The organism is Niveibacterium sp. 24ML (assembly GCF_026586805.1).
In the GTDB taxonomy this organism is placed as follows: Bacteria; Pseudomonadota; Gammaproteobacteria; order Burkholderiales; family Rhodocyclaceae; genus Niveibacterium.
In genome coordinates this window covers 12,566-28,146 of sequence record NZ_JAPFHA010000017.1, presented here as the reverse complement: position 1 = coordinate 28,146, position 15,581 = coordinate 12,566, and the positions used below count along the sequence as shown (strand labels likewise).

The following is a 15,581-nucleotide window of genomic DNA, read 5'->3' as shown; positions in this document are numbered from 1 at the left end:
CCCGGGCGGGCTCAGGCGAGCCCGAGGCGCTGCCAGATCGTGCTTGTCAGCCCGGCCTGGTTGAGCGTGTAGAAGTGGAGCCCTGGCGCGCCCCCTTCAAGCAGGCGCTCGCACAGCTCGGTCACGATATCCAGGCCCAGGGCCTTCACGCTCGCCGTGTCGTCGCCGAGCGCCTCGAAACGGCGGCGCATCCACTGCGGGATCTCCGCCCCGCAGGCGTCCGAGAAGCGCGCGAGCTTGCTGAACGAGGCGATCGGCATGATGCCCGGCACGATCGGGATCTCCACGCCGCGGGCCCAGGCTTCATCCACGAACTGGAAGTAGGCGTCGGCGTTGTAGAAGTACTGCGTGATCGCGGAATTGGCCCCGGCGCGCACCTTGGTTGCGAAGGCGTCGAGGTCGGCGGTGGCGCTGCGCGCCTGCGGGTGGAATTCGGGGTAGCCGGCCACCTCGATGTGGAAGGCATCACCCGTTTCGGCGCGGATGAAGGCGACTAGCTCGTTGGCGTAGCGGAACTCGCCCGGGTCGGCCATGCCGGAAGGCAGATCGCCGCGCAGCGCGACGATCCGGGTGACGCCCATCTCGCGGAACTCCGCCAGATGGTCGCGGATGCTCTCTTTCGTTGCGCCGATGCACGACAGGTGCGGCGCCGCGTGCAGGCCCTCGGCCTGGATCTCGCGCACGATTTCGAGCGTGCGGTCGCGCGTCGAGCCACCGGCGCCGTAGGTGACCGAGAAAAATGCCGGGTTGAGCTGCGCCAGCTGGGCGCGCGCAAGGCGTAGCTTTTCGACGCCTTCGGGCGTCGCGGGCGGGAAGAATTCAATGCTGAATGTGGGTTTGTCTGTCATCACTGACCTGCTGATTCGGGGGTGTCCACTGCGCGGCGCGCATGGACGAAAAATTCGCGGTTACCGTCGCCGCCGGTGATCGGCGAGTCGTACCAGCCTTGTACTTTGAGGCCGCAGTCGGCACAGGCCGCGCGGATCCTGGCCTCGACTTCCGGGTAAAGCGCCACGTCACGCACGATGCCGCCTTTTGCAAGGCCTTGTGGGCCCACTTCGAACTGCGGTTTCACCAGCATCAGCAGGTCGGCCTGCGGGTGCATCAGTGCGGTGGCGGCGGGCAGGATCAGGGTCAGCGAGATGAAACTCAGGTCGCCGGTGACCAGATCGAAGCCGCCTTGCGGAAAGTGTTCGCCCAGATCCGCCGTGGAGAGCGACCGGGCGTTGAGGTGCTCCAGCGTCACGACGCGCGCGTCACCCGCAAGGCGCGGGTGCAACTGGCCGTGCCCGACCTCCACGCCGACCACCTGCGCCGCGCCCGCCTGCAACAGGCAGTCGCTGAAGCCGCCGGTGCTTTGGCCCAGGTCGAGGCAGCGACGTCCGGCAACCGCGACGCCGCTCTGGGCGAGCGCGCCAGCGAGCTTGTGGCCGCCGCGCGAAACGAAGCGATCCTCCGCATCCGCGGCAACGATCAGCTCGGCGCTATCCGGCAAGTAATCCGCCGGTTTGCTCACGCACTGCTCACCCTGCGGCGAACGCCAGCTCACGCGGCCCGCCGCGATCAGCCGTTGCGCGGCCGTGCGCGACGCCGCGAGCCCCTGTTCGACCAGCAACTGGTCGGCGCGGGTACCGGCATGCGCAGTGACGCTGCGTTTGCTGGGGGCGGCGCGCGGCTTGCTGTTGCGCGCGTGGAAGGAATTCATCGACATCGCTCAGGGTGCCGTGATCTGCCGCGCGTAGGCTTCCTGTTCGAGTGGCGAGCGGCCATAGCCCAGCGCCAGCATCTCGATCAGGTACTGCCTTGCGTAAGGCGCAACGCCACCCAGGCGCTCGTACTGCGCGACGTGCACTAACTCGTGCGAGATCACGCGGCGCGATTCCGTGAAACCGGGTTTGACCAGAATCGCGTAGCCCTGCGTGCGTCCGGCTTCCTCGTCGGTACCAAAGATCAGGCCCAGCTCGCGCGCGATCTCAAGCAGCCGTGGATCTTCCGGCATCGGGAAGCGCTGCCGCACTTCGATGCGGACCTTCTCCGGTGCCGCAACACCCAGCGAGCGGGCGAGCTCGCGTTCGGCATCGCTCAAGGGCCGCCCGGCGGCCAGCACCTCGGCCTCCGTGCGGGCGAGCAGCTCGGCCACGACGGGCGTGGCTTGCTCTGCGATCGCGTTGATCCGGATGCCGGGCGTCGCGAGCTTCTGCTGTTCCTCTGGCGTCAAGCGCACCCACTGCGGGCCGCCACAGGCAGCCAGCAGCAGGAGCGCGACGCCGGTGGCGACGCGGGCGCGCATCAGTAGCGGTAGTGCTCGGCCTTGTACGGGCCTTCGACCGGCACGCCGATGTAGGCGGCCTGTTCCGGGCGCAGCGTCGTCAGCTGGGCGTTGAGGGTCTTGAGCTGCAGGCGTGCGACTTTTTCGTCGAGGTGCTTGGGCAGCGTGTAGACGCCCACCGGGTAGTCGGCGGTCTTCGTGAATAGCTCGATCTGCGCGATGGTCTGGTTCGCGAAGCTTGAAGACATCACGTAGCTCGGGTGGCCGGTGCCACAGCCGAGGTTCACCAGGCGGCCCTTGGCCAGCAGGATGATCCGCTTGCCGTCCGGGAAGATCACATGATCGACCTGCGGCTTGATCTCTTCCCACTGGTACTTTTCGAGCGAGGCAACGTCGATCTCGTTGTCGAAGTGGCCGATGTTGCAGACGATGGCGTTGTTCTTCATCGCGGCCATGTGGTCGTGCTGGATCACATGGAAATTGCCGGTGGTGGTGACGAAGATGTCGGCCTTGTCGGCGGCGTAGTCCATGGTGACCACGCGGTAGCCTTCCATCGCGGCCTGCAGCGCGCAGATCGGGTCGATTTCGGTGACCCATACCTGGGCGGAGAGCGCACGCAGCGCCTGCGCCGAGCCCTTGCCCACGTCGCCGTAGCCGGCAACCACGGCGATCTTGCCGGCGACCATCACGTCTGTGGCGCGCTTGATGCCGTCGACCAGCGATTCGCGGCAGCCGTAGAGGTTGTCGAATTTCGACTTGGTGACGGAATCGTTGACGTTGATTGCCGGGAACTTCAGGTCGCCACGCTGGTGCATCTGGTACAGGCGATGCACGCCGGTGGTGGTCTCTTCGGTGACGCCCTTGATCTGCGCCAGGCGGGTCGAGTACCAGGTCGGGTCGGTCGCGAGCTTGGCCTTGATCGCGGCGAAGAGGATGGTCTCTTCTTCCGAGCTCGGCTTGGCGATCACCGACAGATCCTTCTCGGCCTTCGCGCCCAGGTGCAGCAGCAGCGTGGCGTCGCCGCCGTCGTCGAGGATCATGTTCGAGTAGCCGCCATCGGCCCATTCGAAGATACGGTGGGTGTAGTCCCAGTAATCGACCAGGGTTTCGCCCTTCACCGCGAAGACCGGGATGCCCTGCGCGGCGATCGCGGCGGCGGCATGGTCCTGCGTCGAGAAGATGTTGCACGAGGCCCAGCGCACTTCGGCGCCCAGTGCGGTGAGCGTCTCGATCAGCACGGCGGTCTGGATCGTCATGTGCAGACTGCCGGTGATGCGCGCGCCCTTGAGCGGCTGCGCAGCGGCGTACTCTTCGCGGATCGCCATCAGGCCGGGCATTTCGCCCTCGGCAATCTTGATTTCCTTGCGGCCCCAGTCGGCGAGCGACAGGTCGGCGATGACGTAATCTTTGGTATCGACCACAGTGTTCATACGAACTCCTTGAACGGTGTGGCCGGGAGGGAAGCAGGGATGTGACCGGCAAGTTCCGGTTCGCTCACGCTACCCAAGCCCGGCGAGGGTTGGACAGGGTGAGCGCAGTTCTTGCCCGCGGCAGCGAATCCGCCTTGGCAGGGTCCGAGCCTGGGATTCGGGCCATGCCCGCTTCTCGCAGCGCTCCTCGGAGACTCTGGATTATAGACGACGCACACCGATTGCCAAGCTATCTTGCTGAATTCAAATGAAAACCCCGCGCGCGGGCGGCTTGGGTGGCGCGCGTGTGCGAGACTTCGGCATCCGGAATCCATCGAGAATCTTCATGCAGTTTGAACATGTCGTCGTCGTCAACGATCCCCGTGAAGCCCTCGTTGCGCCGCTTTCGCGCGCGCAGGTCTGGGCCGGGCTCATGTGGCGGGTGGAAGATCCGTGCGTATTCCAGCCCTCGCTGGTGGGCTGCGAAATCATCACGCGCAGCAACACCCGGGTGGAACGGGCGCTGGACTTCGGCAGCTTCCGCATGCGCGACACGGTTCACCTGCTGGACCAGCAGGCCCTGCGCTTCGAGTCGGAAGCCGATGGCGCGCGCGCGGCGGCGCAATTGACGATCAGCATCGAAATCCCGATCGAGGGCGCGCTGGTGCTGCGCTTTGCCTACGCCACGACTTTCGACGAAAGCGCAGGCGCTGCGGACGCCGAATACGCTGGCTACATCAAGTCTGCCTACCGTGCGGCCGATATAGATACGGTGCGGCTGATTCGCGAGCATGCGATGCGTGGCAACGCGCATTGAACGCAGGATCGGACCGGCTGTCACGCAATAAGTCCTTGCAATTGATGCGGCCCTTGGCCGCTCGCTGCTGGCATGGCGACGGTTTCGGGACGAAGCCTTTGTCATAATCCGGGCTCAATTTTGGCCGCATGTATCGGCCACAGGATGTGTCGAATGAATCGTTTCCTCCGCTCGCTGCTCGTCTTGCTGTCGCTTTCTTTGCTTGCCGCGTGCGGTGGTGGCGGAGGGGGAACCTCGCCCCCTCCCGCGACGAATCCGGTGACGGTGAGCGGCCTGTCGCCGTCCTTCGCCTTCCCGGGCGATACCGTCACCGTGCTTGGCACATCCTTCGGCAGCGTGACCGATGTGCGTCTGAACGGCGCAAGCATCGCCTTCGCGCCGATTGACAGTACGCGCCTGAGCTTCATCGTGCCGGCGGGCGCCGAGAGCGGCACGGTGGACGTAGTGGCGGGCACCGCCGTCGTCAGTTCGCCGACCCTGCTGACGATACTGGGCTTGCCGCAGGTGAGCGCGGTTTCGCCCGCCAGCGCGCGGCCGGGCGATCAGCTCACGCTCAGTGGCACCAACCTGGCGAACGTCACGCAAGTGCGGGTGGGTGGGGTGCTGGTGACGCCCAATTCGCGTAGCGGCACGCAACTGGTGGTCACGGTGCCTGGCGGGGCGAGCAGCGGCGCGCTGGAGCTGGTTCTGTCGAACGGCAGCACGCGCGCCGTATCGCAAACCTTTGTATTGATGTTTATCTTGGTGAGCACAACGGGCATGAGCCCGACCAGCGGGCCGGAGGGTAGTGTCGTGCGGGTGACGGGCGCGGGCCTGGATACCGTCAGCTCGGTCTCGGTCGGTGGGCTCGCGGCCACCATCATCGCCAAGACGGCATCGACGCTGGATTTCTCCGTGCCGGCCAACAGCGGTGCGGTGCTCTTGTCGGCACCCGGCGGCCAGTCAGTGAATGCCGGCAGTTTTACACTCACCGCCGGCAGCGTGCCGGGTGTGTCGATCGTGCGGGTGGATGTGGCGCAGGCCTACTCGCAGCCCAGTGGCGCGAACGGGCAACTCCTGGTGCCGGACAAGGCGGCCCTGCTGCGCGCCTACGTCAGCGCCAGCCAGCGCATTGCGAGCCCGCGCGTCAGCGCCACGATCAGCAACTGCGCGGCCAGCCCCAGCCTGACGCTGAGCGGCCCATCGGTACTGCCGCTCAACATGCCGGCCACGGATGATCTGGCGGGCACCTTCAGCGCGCAGATTCCGGCATCTTGCGTGAAGAGTGGACTGCGGGTGACGGTCACCGTGGCCAACAGCTCGCCGGCCAACAGCGGCGCAACGATTACCGAAACGCCTGGCGTGGGACAGCCGACTAATCTGACGCTCGTGCTGGTGCCGCTGATTACCAACAATTCGACCGGCGCCACGCCGGATATCGAAACGGTCAGGCGGATGTTTGCGCGCGCCTATCCTTTGGATGCGGCCGACATCAATATCACGGTTCGCACACCCTTCCGCCTTAACACCACCGCGGTGAGCGGTTCGGTCAGCGGAAGCTGGAGTGCAGCGCTGTCGGAACTTGATCAATTGAGAAAGCTCGAGGGTAACGGCCGCCATTACTACGGGTTGGTGCCCTCGCCGGGCTTCAACGGTGGCACCTCGGGGCTGGCCTACCAGAACGGCCCCACCAATGGTGGCAACAGCGCGTGGATTTCGGCGGTGGGGCTTGATTCGGTGGCTCTGGGGGCGCCGCGCTTCGCGGCCAACGCCTGGCTCGACACCATGACCCACGAAGTCGGCCACAACATGAGTCTCGGGCATGCGCCCTGTGGCAACCCGCCCGATGCCGAAACCGACTTCCCCTACAGCAGCGGTGGCCTTGGCCCGTATCCGGTGCATGAGTTCGACAGCGACCGCAACGGCAGTGCTGGCCCGGAGGCTGTCTACTTCCCCAGCAGCGCGAACGACGTGATGGGTTATTGCGACGGCGAGTGGTTCTCGGACTACAACTACGGCCGCGTTCAGACCTTCCTGCAAAGCTTTGCGTATCCGCAGATCAAGCCCTTCGCACAGCCGGTGGAAATGATCGATCTGTTCGGCGCCATCAAGGACGGCAAGGTCAGCCTTGCGCCGCCCGGCGCCCGTATGGCGACGCTGCCTTACGCGGGGGGCGGCGACCACACGCTGCGGGTGACGACGGTGAGTGGTGCGGTGGTCGAGGTGCCCTTCACCCCGGTCAAGGTGGCCGACGGCGAAGCGGGCCTCGCGCACTTCCATGTTGCGCTGCCCAATCCGGGCGAGATTTCGCGTATCGAGGTGCTGCGCGGCACGCAGAACTTCCCGGTGACCTTGGACGCACCGCCGCGTGCGGCAGCGCTGGCGCTGGGCGATACCGCCAGTGCCGATGCCGGCAAGGTCAGTTGGAGCGAGGCGGGTGGTCGCCTCAAGCTTGCCTGGGATGCGGCGCGCTACCCGGTGCTGCGGGTGCGGCACCTGGGCAGCCAGCCCACGGTGCTCGCGCTGCGCCTCACTGGTGGGCAAGCCGAATTGCCGCTGGACGGCATCCCGGCCGGCGGGCAGTGGGAATTCAGCCTGTCGGCGGGTTTCAACGCGCGCGTGACATCGGTGACACGCTGATCAAAGCCACAAAACCCGGAGGGCATGTGCATGAGCCGTTTGTTTCGCGTCTTGGGTCTTCTTGCAGCGTTGGGTGCGTTGGGTGCGTTGGGCGCTTGCGCTCAGGCTGGTGGAGCCGGTGCTGTGCCGCTTGAAGGCCGCGACTGGGTGTTGAAGCAGATCGAAGGGCAGGCGGTATCGAGTGGCCGACCGCCCAGCCTGCGGCTGGACAGCGCGGCGGGCAAGGTATCGGGCTTCAGTGGCTGCAACCGCTACACCGGCAGTGCAACGGTGTCGGGCGCCAAGCTGAAGTTCGGGCCGCTGGCCGGCACCCGCATGGCCTGCGTTGAGGGCATGGAACTGGAGCAGCGCTACCTGACGCTGCTGGCGCAGACCGACCGCTATCGGATCGAGGGTGACATGCTGCTGCTTCTGAGCGGCGATCGCACCTTGCTGGGCTACCAGATGCAGCCGGCGCAGTGATCAAGCGGCCGGGCAGGGCGCCCGGCCGCAATCTGCCTACGCTTCGTCGCAGCGCAGGGCGGCGAGGTCGGTGTCGCTGAGCCAGCGCCATTTGCCGGGCGCAAGATCGGTGGGCAATTCGAGCCGCCCGATCGCATTGCGGTGCAGCGCTTCAACCCGGTTGCCGGCGGCGCCGATCATGCGCTTGACCTGGTGGTACTTGCCGCCGGTAATGGTGAGCCGCAGCAGGCATTCCTCAATGATTTCGCAACCGGCGGCGACCACGGGCGCCGGTTCGTCGTGCAATTCCACGCCGGCCAGCAGGGCCGACACGAGTTCAGGCGTGGCCGGGTGCTTGAGCGTGACCTGGTAGACCTTGGGAATCGCCCGCTTGGGCGAGCTGAGCTGGTGGATCAACTGCCCGTCTTCGGTCAGGATCAGCATGCCGGTGGTGTCTTCATCGAGCCGGCCCACGGCTTGCACGCCGCGTTCCCGCAGCGGGGTGGGCAGCAGCGAAAACACGCTGGGGTGGTGCTTGGGCTTGTGTGAAACCTCGTAGCCACCCGGCTTGTGCAGCATCAGGTAGGCCACTTCGCGGTATTGCCACAACTCGCCGTCCACTTCGAATTCCAGCCCCTGCGGATCGAGTTCGACGAAGGGGTCGTCCATCTCTTCGCCGCCAATGCGCACGAAGCCGTGGCGAACCAAGCCGCGGCATTCCTTGCGGCTGCCAAAACCCTGAGACTGGAGGATGCGGTCTAGTTGCATCGGTGGATTCCTTTTTCGCGAAGGCGCGGACTATACGCCGACTTGCCCTTAACGGCGCGCTTCGAATTTTGGCAGACTCAGGTGCCAGCGAATCGCCGCCAGCCGCAGGCCGAAGATCAGGCTGCCGGCCCAGAATGCGGCCCAGCGCGGGTCGGTTTCAATGTGCAGCAGGCCGATCAGTGCCAGTGCGCCAGCCCCGGCGGCCGTGGCATAGAGTTCGCCGCTGAAAATCACCGGTTCTTCGTTCGCCAGCACGTCGCGCAGGATGCCGCCCATCACGCCGGTAATCACGCCCATCAGCGCGGCCACTGTCCAGTGTGTGCCCATGTTCATCGCCAGCTTGGTGCCGATGATCGTGAACAGCGCCAGCCCGATGGCGTCCGGGATCAGGAACAGCCTGGCCGGCAGTGGCATGCGGCGCGCCAGCATGAAGGCGCCCAGGCCTGCCAGCGCTGCCGCGATCAGGTAGGTGGGGTCGGCGATCCAGAAAACGGTGCGGTTGAGCAGCAGATCGCGCGTGGTGCCGCCGCCCAGTGCCGCGGCGAAGGCCACCACTACTACGCCGAAAGCATCGAACTGCTTGCGCCCCACTTCAAGCACGGCTGCGGCAGCGCAGGCGGCCACCGCGGCGATGCCGATCCAGTATCCGAGCAGGCTGATCGTGGCGGGGTTGGTGGGTAGTTGCATGGCACGGCAGTTGGCGGGCGAAGCGGCCAAGCATACGCCGCCGCCCGCCCGCAGCATTTGTCCCCGGCCAAGCCGCCGGCTTAAACCCCGTGCCGCTTGAGCCACTCCAGCGCGCGCGGCCAGGCGTCGGCCGCAGCGTCGGCATTGAAGCTCGGGCGGTAATCGGCAAGAAAACCGTGGTCCGCCTCGGGGTAGATGCGGATCTCCGATTTGCTGCCTGCCGCTTTTAGCGCGGCCTGCATCTTTTCGACCTGCTCGACCGGGATGCCCTTGTCCTTGCCGCCGTAGAGGCCAAGTACCGGCGCCTTGAGATCGGCAAGCACTTCGCTCGGCGCCTTGGGCGTGAGCGCCGACGCCTGGCCGACCACCCGCCCGTACCAGGCAACGCCCGCCTTGAGCTTGGGGTTGTGGGTGGCATACAGCCAGGTGATGCGCCCACCCCAGCAGAAGCCGGTCACGCCCAGGCGCGCGGCGTCGCCACCCTGCGTGGCAGCCCAGGCGGCCGTGGCGTCCAGATCGCGCATCACCTGCGCATCGGGCACCTTGGAGATCACGTTCTCGAAAATCTTGGGGATCGAGTCGTACTGGGTCGGGTCGCCCTGGCGTGCGAAGAGGTCGGGCGCCACCGCAAGGTAGCCGGCGCGGGCGAGGCGGCGGCAGATGTCCTGAATCCATTCGTGGATGCCGAAGATCTCTTCAACCACCATCACCACCGGGAAGGGGCCCTTGCCCGCCGGCATCGCGCGGTAGGCGCGCATCGTGATGTCGCCCGCCGGGATATCGACCGGGCCTGCCACCAGGCCGTCGGCCGGGGTCTTGATCACCGTCTGCGCGGCCACCGGCTGCACCGCGAGGGCAAAGCCGGTTGCGACCATGCCGGCGATGAAGCCGCGCCGGTCTGCCTTGAGCGCGGGCGCGAGGCTGTCGAATTCACTTTGCAGCGGGCTCTTCTGTGTGGGTTCCATCAGTGACCTCCGTGGGTTGGGTAAGCAATGGACTGAGGCCAGCCCCGAAGATTCCCTGCCATGCAGCAATTCGATCCGACTCGGGGCTGCGGCCTGCACTTGAGCATAGATCGCGATCCCCGGACAATCCCCGCTTTGCCTCCGCCGGATTGCCCCCATGCGCCTTGCCCTGAGCCTTGCCCTTACCCTGATCGCAGGCCTGCCGCTCGCCGCGCACGCGCAGGCACAGCCCAAGCAGATGAACTGGGGCGAAACCGAAGTGATCGGCCTCAAGCGCATCAAGCGCGAGCAGGTCACCGCGCTGCTGCCGATCAAGGTCGGCGCGCCGGTCGAGCAAAAAGAACAAGAAATGCTCAAGTGGTGCGAACCGCTCAGAAAGCTGCCGGTGCTGGCGGTCAGCTGCAATGGCACGGTGATCGGCAAACGGGTTCACTACATTGTCGAGATCCTTGAGGACGACGAGTCGGACGCGATGCTGCAGCCGTCGACCGCGCCGCGCGCCGCCGGCCGCGTGCCGCCGGACGCGCGACTCTTGCTCGTGCAGCGTGAGCACCGGGTGCAGGAAGTCATTGCCGACGGCTATTTGCCCGGCGAGCAGATCACGCCTTCGGGGGTGCTGGTGTCGGACGATTCTGAGCTGCGCGCCTTCGATGCCCAGTTGCGCGATTTTGCGATGGGCCAGCAAGACCGGATGATCGCGATCGCGCTGGACGCCAACCACCCCGAACGCCGCGACGCGATCTCTATGCTGCAGTGGACGGGCAACCCGGGCGTTTCGATCGCAGCGATCCAGGGCCGCCTGCTTGACCCGGATACCGATGTCCGCAACTTCACCTCGCGCTTCATCCTCACCTTCATGGAGCGCTTGCGCGACCCGGATACCGCCGAAGCGATTGCGTCGACCGCATCAAAGGTGCTGAGTCTCCCGAGCCACTCGGACCGCGCGCGCGCGCTGGCGATCATTGCCCAGCTCTACGCTCTTTACCCCGACATCCGCTTCACGCTGCAACGCGAAGCGCGCGAGCCCCTCAAGAAAATCGCCGGCGAAAGCGTGCTGCCCAGCGTGGGCGGCGAAGCGCGTGGCTTGCTGGCGGCGATCGGCGGCGACAACTGACAGCTCGGCGCAGCGCCCCGTACACCCCTGTCGCGGGGCCGCGCAAGCAGCGGCTTCATTCCTGCCCGAACAGCATTGGCGGGGCGCGGGCGATTCCTTGTAGGATCGCGCCAGTTTTCAATGCTGCACTGCGGCGAACCCTGATGGCGTACGGTCATCATGCGCGCGTACCCTAGGCTGCTTGTTGTTCCGAGACGCCTGCGCGCACGCTTGGCCCGCGCGCCCAACCTGATCTGAGGAGAAGCACCATGTCTGATCCCGTCGTCATTGTTTCCGTTGCCCGCACGCCAATCGGCGCCATGATGGGCGAACTCGCCGGCTTTACCGGCCACCAGCTCGGCAGTGTTGCGATCAAGGCCGCGGTGGAACGTGCCGGTCTGAAGCCCGAGCAGGTGCAGGAAGTCATCATGGGTTGCGTGCTGCCGGCCGGCCAGGGCCAGGCGCCTGCGCGGCAGGCCACGCTGGGGGCAGGGCTGCCGCTGTCGGCGGTGGCGACGACGATCAACAAGGTCTGCGGATCGGGCATGAAGGCCGCGATGATGGCGCACGATCAGCTGCTGGCCGGCTCGGTCGACGTGATCGTCGCCGGCGGCATGGAGAGCATGTCGAACGCGCCCTACCTGCTGCCCAAGGCGCGCGGCGGTTATCGCTACGGCCACGCCACCACCTTCGATCACATGGCGCTCGATGGCCTGGAAGACGCCTACGAGAAGACGCCCAACGGCGGCGGCAAGTCGATGGGCACCTATGCCGAGGAAACCGCGAGCAAGTACGGTTTCACGCGTGAAGCGCAGGATGCGTTTGCGATCGAATCGACCCGCCGCGCGCTGGCCGCCAACACCGACGGCAGCTTCGATTGGGAAATTGCGCCGGTGACCGTTGCCGGCAAAGGCGGTGAAGTCCAGATCAGCAAGGACGAATCGCCCTTCAAGGCCAAGCCGGAGAAGATCCCTTCGCTCAAGCCGGCATTCAAGAAGGATGGCACGGTGACGGCGGCCACTTCGTCGTCGATTTCCGACGGCGCCGCTGCGCTGGTGCTGATGCGCGCCTCGACCGCCGACAAGCTGGGCCTCAAGCCGATCGCCAAGATCGTCGGCCACGCCACCCACGCGCATGAGCCGGCCTGGTTCACCACCGCCCCGGTTGGCGCGATCGAAAAGCTCTACGCCAAGACCGGCTGGAACACCGACAGCGTGGATCTGTTCGAGATCAACGAAGCCTTCGCGGTGGTCACCATGGCCGCGATGCACGACCACAAACTGCCGCACGAGAAGGTCAACGTGAATGGCGGCGCCTGCGCGCTGGGCCACCCGATCGGTGCCTCTGGTGCCCGCGTGATCGTGACGCTGATCGGCGCATTGAAGAAGCGCGGCCTCAAGCGCGGCGTGGCGAGCCTGTGCATCGGCGGCGGCGAAGCAACGGCGATGGCAGTCGAGCTGTTCTGACGCGTTTCCGCATATGAAAAAGGCCGCCCTCGGGCGGCCTTTTTTCTTGGCATAGCGTGCTCAGAATGCGTAAGCCGGGGTGCTGCTTTCAATGTCCATCCACGCGCCGGTGGCCGGCTGGTTGTGTTTGCCTTTGGCCAGCGCGTAGAAACTACGCGATGCGGACGGCAGGCCGAGATCGGCGATCGAGTCGAGCGCAGTCTGGCTGAGCGGGATGCCGTACATCGCGAAGTGTTTGCGCATGTCCTGGCCGATGATCTTCGAGCTCAGCACGTAGAACAGGTCTTCGTTGCTGATCTTGTTGTCGGCGAAGCGGCCCATGCCGTACTTGGCCTTGTTGTTGGCGTCCCAGGCCTTGGCGACGAGGCGGTCGGCCTTGGTCAGCAGCTGGAAGAACTCCAGCGTACTTTCCATGGTCGGCTTCGCCAGCCCGCCGCGCAGCTTGGCGTACTGGAAGGCGATCTGGAAGTGCACCGCGCGCAATGGATCCTGGCGCGAGGTACCGTAGGCCCACAGGCGCGTTTCCATGTCGGCGCGAAGGGCTTCGTCAGTCAGCCCGGTGGCGCGGTTGGCGACGATGTCGGCGTAGAGCCCCGGGTGATCGGTGGCGTGGCCGGTATCCAGGCCAATCAGCGCGTACTGCCGCATCATGGTTGCGCTGGCGAGGATGTTGTTGTCGCACTCCACCACGCAGCCCTTGCCGTTGGGCGCGATGTGCATCACGCGCTGCACCGTGTTGTGACCCAGTTCATGGGCATGCCCCCAACCGCTGCCGATGCCGGCGCTGCCGTCGGACGGATTGCCCGAGCAGAGGAAGCCGCAGGCAGCCAGCCAGCCGATGAAGTGCTGCACATTCGGAGCGCGGTGGAGCGGGCCATCGCAGTTCCAGCCCAATTGGCTGCAGACGCTCTGCGCCAGTGCCGACATCGGCATGTTGTTGTAGCCATTGGCGAAGTGGTTGCTGTCGAAGAGCATGCCCTTGAGGCGCACCACCACGTACTCCTGCGCGCTCATCTGACTCAGCACGTTCTGCGCGAACTTGTTCAACTGCTGCACCTCACCGCCGATGAACTTGGCGGTCTGCCAGCCGAATTCGCCCCGCACGACGGCTGCCGACGCGGCGTCGATCTCCGTCTGTGACGGATTGCCGGTGAAATCGAAATGCCCGTACTTTGCGCTGCCCTTGATGCGCAGTTTCACCACCGTGCCTGCCGTGGCGCCACCGTAGTTGAGCATCAGCGGGCCGCCGAACGGGGTGATGAACTTCGTGTCACCGGCCGCGGCGAGCGGGATGGTGTAGGAGTGCGGGCGACGCGGGCGTGCGTAGTTCGTGTCCGAGAGCGGTTTGCCATACGCGCGCAGGTAGCTGGTCTGCACGCCGAGGCTGGTGGCGCCGGCGGTATCGACGACCTGGATCGTCACCGGTTTGCCGGGGATCGCCGCGCGGCCGATCAGCGTGATGCCGCCGCTTTGCGGGATCGTCACCTCGATCTCTTCGAAGTCGCTGCTCACCGCGATGTTGTTCGCTGTTGCCGGCATGAAGTCGCCGGCGCCCTTGGGCGGGATCGTGGTCGCGGCGCGGTTGAACACCAGCCAGGAGTCGGATGCGTAGGCGCGCAGGAAGTCGTCCGAGTCGCCCTTACTGGAAAGCGGTGCACCGTAGACCACGCCGGTGCGAACCTGGTCGGCCCACAGCACCAGCAGGCGGTACAACTCGCTGTCCGGGTCGGCGAACACGTTGATGCCGCGTGCCTGCATCGAAGACAGCGCGGTCTGCACCGCGTCGATCGGCCTCAGCGGCGTGGTGTCAGTGAAGTCCAGCGTGAGGTCGGTGCGGCTGAGCAGATTGAGGGTGTTGAGCAGCGCGCCGAACTGATCGCCGCGCGCGAGGCTGTCGGCACGGGTGCGTGTGGCGCCAACCGATACCGCTTCGGCGCTGGCGAAGTAGTTGCCCGGGTAGCCACCGAGGTTCATGCCCATCGCACTGAGCACGGTGCGGCCGCCGGCCGAATCCACCCAGCTCGGGTGCATGTAGATCACCGGCTTGCCCGCCTCCAGATAGCCGCGCACCAGCGCGGAGAGCCCCGCGCTGTCGGTGGTGCCTGAACCGAACACGATCAGGTCAAGATCCTTCCAGCAGGTGTTTGCCGGGTCGTCGACCTTGCAGCTCGTCAGGCTTGCGGTGCTGCCCACGCGGGCAAGGTAGGTTTTCACCGTGTTGGCATCGTAGCCCGCGCTGCCGACCGTGAGGGTGGCCGGAAGCTTCGCGGCGCCGTCGCCCGTCAGCAGCCAGGCGAAGGCGCGGTTGAACAGCGGCAGGTGCTGCTGCTCGCGCGTGGTGCCGGCCATCCAGCTCAGTACGTTGGCGCCGTAGGCGAGCCCGCGTCCCGGGCCGACCTGTGCGATCGCCGCCATCCCGGTGCCGTCGTCCGACACGATCAGCGGCGTCGCGATCGTCGTCTTGGCGGCCGTGATCGAACTGCTGTTGGTGCTGTGGTTCAGCGCCAGTTGTGTGACGTCGGTGCCATAGATCGAGGCCAGCGCCTGGGTCTGTTTCGCGCCGAGCGTGTTCGCGGCGCTCACTGCACGCGCGAGCAGGGCGGGGCGATCCTGCGCGGTCAGCGCGCTCGCGTCACCGCTTTGCAGTGCCTGGGCAATAAGGTCGGGCGGCGTGGTGCCGCCAGAGCCGCCGCCGGTATTTCCCGAGCCGCCTGTGTTACCGCTGTTACCTGATCCGCCGGTGCTGTTGCCATTGCCAGGGTCGCCGCTGCCGGGGCCGGCCGTGTCGCCGCCGCCTCCGCCACACGCGGCCAGAGTCGCGGCGATCGCGCAGGCCGCAAGCGGGGCGATGAAAGTATTGAAGGGGAGCTTGAACATGCGTCTTCCGGAAATAGAAAAGCCGGCGCCGCGATTCACGGCGCCATGAGTCAATGTGAAGGAATCTCGAACGTGAGCCCGCGCACATCCTTGGGTTGCGCGGCGTTGGGGCGCAGGACATCCGGGCCACAGTGGGGCGGGTGTCGCGTCCGGTGCTGCGGGTTGGCGTG

13 protein-coding genes are annotated in these 15,581 nt (G+C 66.1%); 5 read left to right on the top strand and 8 right to left on the bottom strand.

From position 1 onward, the window contains the following. Positions 1 to 11 precede the first annotated feature (11 nt). The 4 genes from metF to ahcY are packed head-to-tail and all read right to left on the bottom strand — an operon-like array spanning position 12 to position 3,699. Positions 12 to 848 carry a methylenetetrahydrofolate reductase [NAD(P)H] gene (gene metF / locus OPU71_RS14405; RefSeq protein WP_267728708.1) on the bottom strand — a complete coding sequence of 279 codons (837 nt, stop codon included), beginning with the start codon at positions 846 to 848 and terminating at the stop codon, positions 12 to 14. Then, positions 848 to 1,705 (bottom strand): TlyA family RNA methyltransferase, encoded by an 858-nt coding sequence (locus OPU71_RS14400; RefSeq protein WP_324256069.1) that lies wholly within the window; start codon positions 1,703 to 1,705, stop codon positions 848 to 850. The genes metF and OPU71_RS14400 overlap by 1 nt, the downstream gene beginning before the upstream one ends. Positions 1,706 to 1,714: 9 nt before the next feature. Next, positions 1,715 to 2,290 (bottom strand): hypothetical protein, encoded by a 576-nt coding sequence (locus tag OPU71_RS14395; protein ID WP_267728706.1) that lies wholly within the window; start codon positions 2,288 to 2,290, stop codon positions 1,715 to 1,717. Next, the gene (ahcY, locus tag OPU71_RS14390) at positions 2,290 to 3,699 is read right to left on the bottom strand and encodes an adenosylhomocysteinase (RefSeq protein ID WP_267728705.1); all 1,410 of its coding nucleotides are present in this window, start codon (positions 3,697 to 3,699) and stop codon (positions 2,290 to 2,292) included. Before ahcY ends, OPU71_RS14395 begins: the two co-directional genes overlap by 1 nt. 247 nt (positions 3,700 to 3,946) lie before the next feature. Here ahcY and OPU71_RS14385 point away from each other — a divergent pair, with 247 nt between their 5' ends. From OPU71_RS14385 to OPU71_RS14375, 3 genes are all read left to right on the top strand, one after another. After that, positions 3,947 to 4,495: an SRPBCC family protein gene (locus tag OPU71_RS14385; RefSeq protein ID WP_267728704.1), complete on the top strand. Its 549-nt coding sequence runs from the start codon at positions 3,947 to 3,949 to the stop codon at positions 4,493 to 4,495. A 153-nt stretch (positions 4,496 to 4,648) separates the two neighbouring features. After that, positions 4,649 to 7,114: an IPT/TIG domain-containing protein gene (locus OPU71_RS14380; protein WP_267728703.1), complete on the top strand. Its 2,466-nt coding sequence runs from the start codon at positions 4,649 to 4,651 to the stop codon at positions 7,112 to 7,114. Between the two features lie 30 nt (positions 7,115 to 7,144). Further along, positions 7,145 to 7,576 (top strand): META domain-containing protein, encoded by a 432-nt coding sequence (locus OPU71_RS14375; RefSeq protein ID WP_267728702.1) that lies wholly within the window; start codon positions 7,145 to 7,147, stop codon positions 7,574 to 7,576. 36 nt (positions 7,577 to 7,612) lie between these two features. Here OPU71_RS14375 and OPU71_RS14370 read toward each other — a convergent pair whose 3' ends face one another. The 3 genes from OPU71_RS14370 to OPU71_RS14360 all read right to left on the bottom strand — a co-directional run bounded on the left by OPU71_RS14370 (position 7,613) and on the right by OPU71_RS14360 (position 9,975). Next, on the bottom strand, positions 7,613 to 8,323 hold the full coding sequence (locus OPU71_RS14370) for a pseudouridine synthase (protein WP_267728701.1): 711 nt from the start codon (positions 8,321 to 8,323) through the stop codon (positions 7,613 to 7,615). Positions 8,324 to 8,371: 48 nt separating this feature from the next. After that, positions 8,372 to 9,010: a trimeric intracellular cation channel family protein gene (locus OPU71_RS14365; protein ID WP_267728700.1), complete on the bottom strand. Its 639-nt coding sequence runs from the start codon at positions 9,008 to 9,010 to the stop codon at positions 8,372 to 8,374. 80 nt (positions 9,011 to 9,090) lie between these two features. Then, positions 9,091 to 9,975, bottom strand: coding sequence for a dienelactone hydrolase family protein (locus OPU71_RS14360; protein WP_267728699.1), 885 nt, complete (start codon positions 9,973 to 9,975; stop codon positions 9,091 to 9,093). A 157-nt stretch (positions 9,976 to 10,132) separates the two neighbouring features. Between OPU71_RS14360 and OPU71_RS14355 the strand changes: the two genes are divergently transcribed. Both OPU71_RS14355 and OPU71_RS14350 read left to right on the top strand, forming a co-directional pair. Further along, the gene (locus OPU71_RS14355; protein ID WP_267728698.1) at positions 10,133 to 11,089 is read left to right on the top strand and encodes a hypothetical protein; all 957 of its coding nucleotides are present in this window, start codon (positions 10,133 to 10,135) and stop codon (positions 11,087 to 11,089) included. A gap of 248 nt (positions 11,090 to 11,337) precedes the next feature. After that, positions 11,338 to 12,534 carry an acetyl-CoA C-acetyltransferase gene (locus OPU71_RS14350; protein ID WP_267728697.1) on the top strand — a complete coding sequence of 399 codons (1,197 nt, stop codon included), beginning with the start codon at positions 11,338 to 11,340 and terminating at the stop codon, positions 12,532 to 12,534. 60 nt (positions 12,535 to 12,594) lie between these two features. Here the strand turns inward: OPU71_RS14350 and OPU71_RS14345 are convergent, their stop codons facing one another. Further along, positions 12,595 to 15,411: an ImpA family metalloprotease gene (locus OPU71_RS14345; protein ID WP_267728696.1), complete on the bottom strand. Its 2,817-nt coding sequence runs from the start codon at positions 15,409 to 15,411 to the stop codon at positions 12,595 to 12,597. Positions 15,412 to 15,581 lie beyond the last annotated feature (170 nt).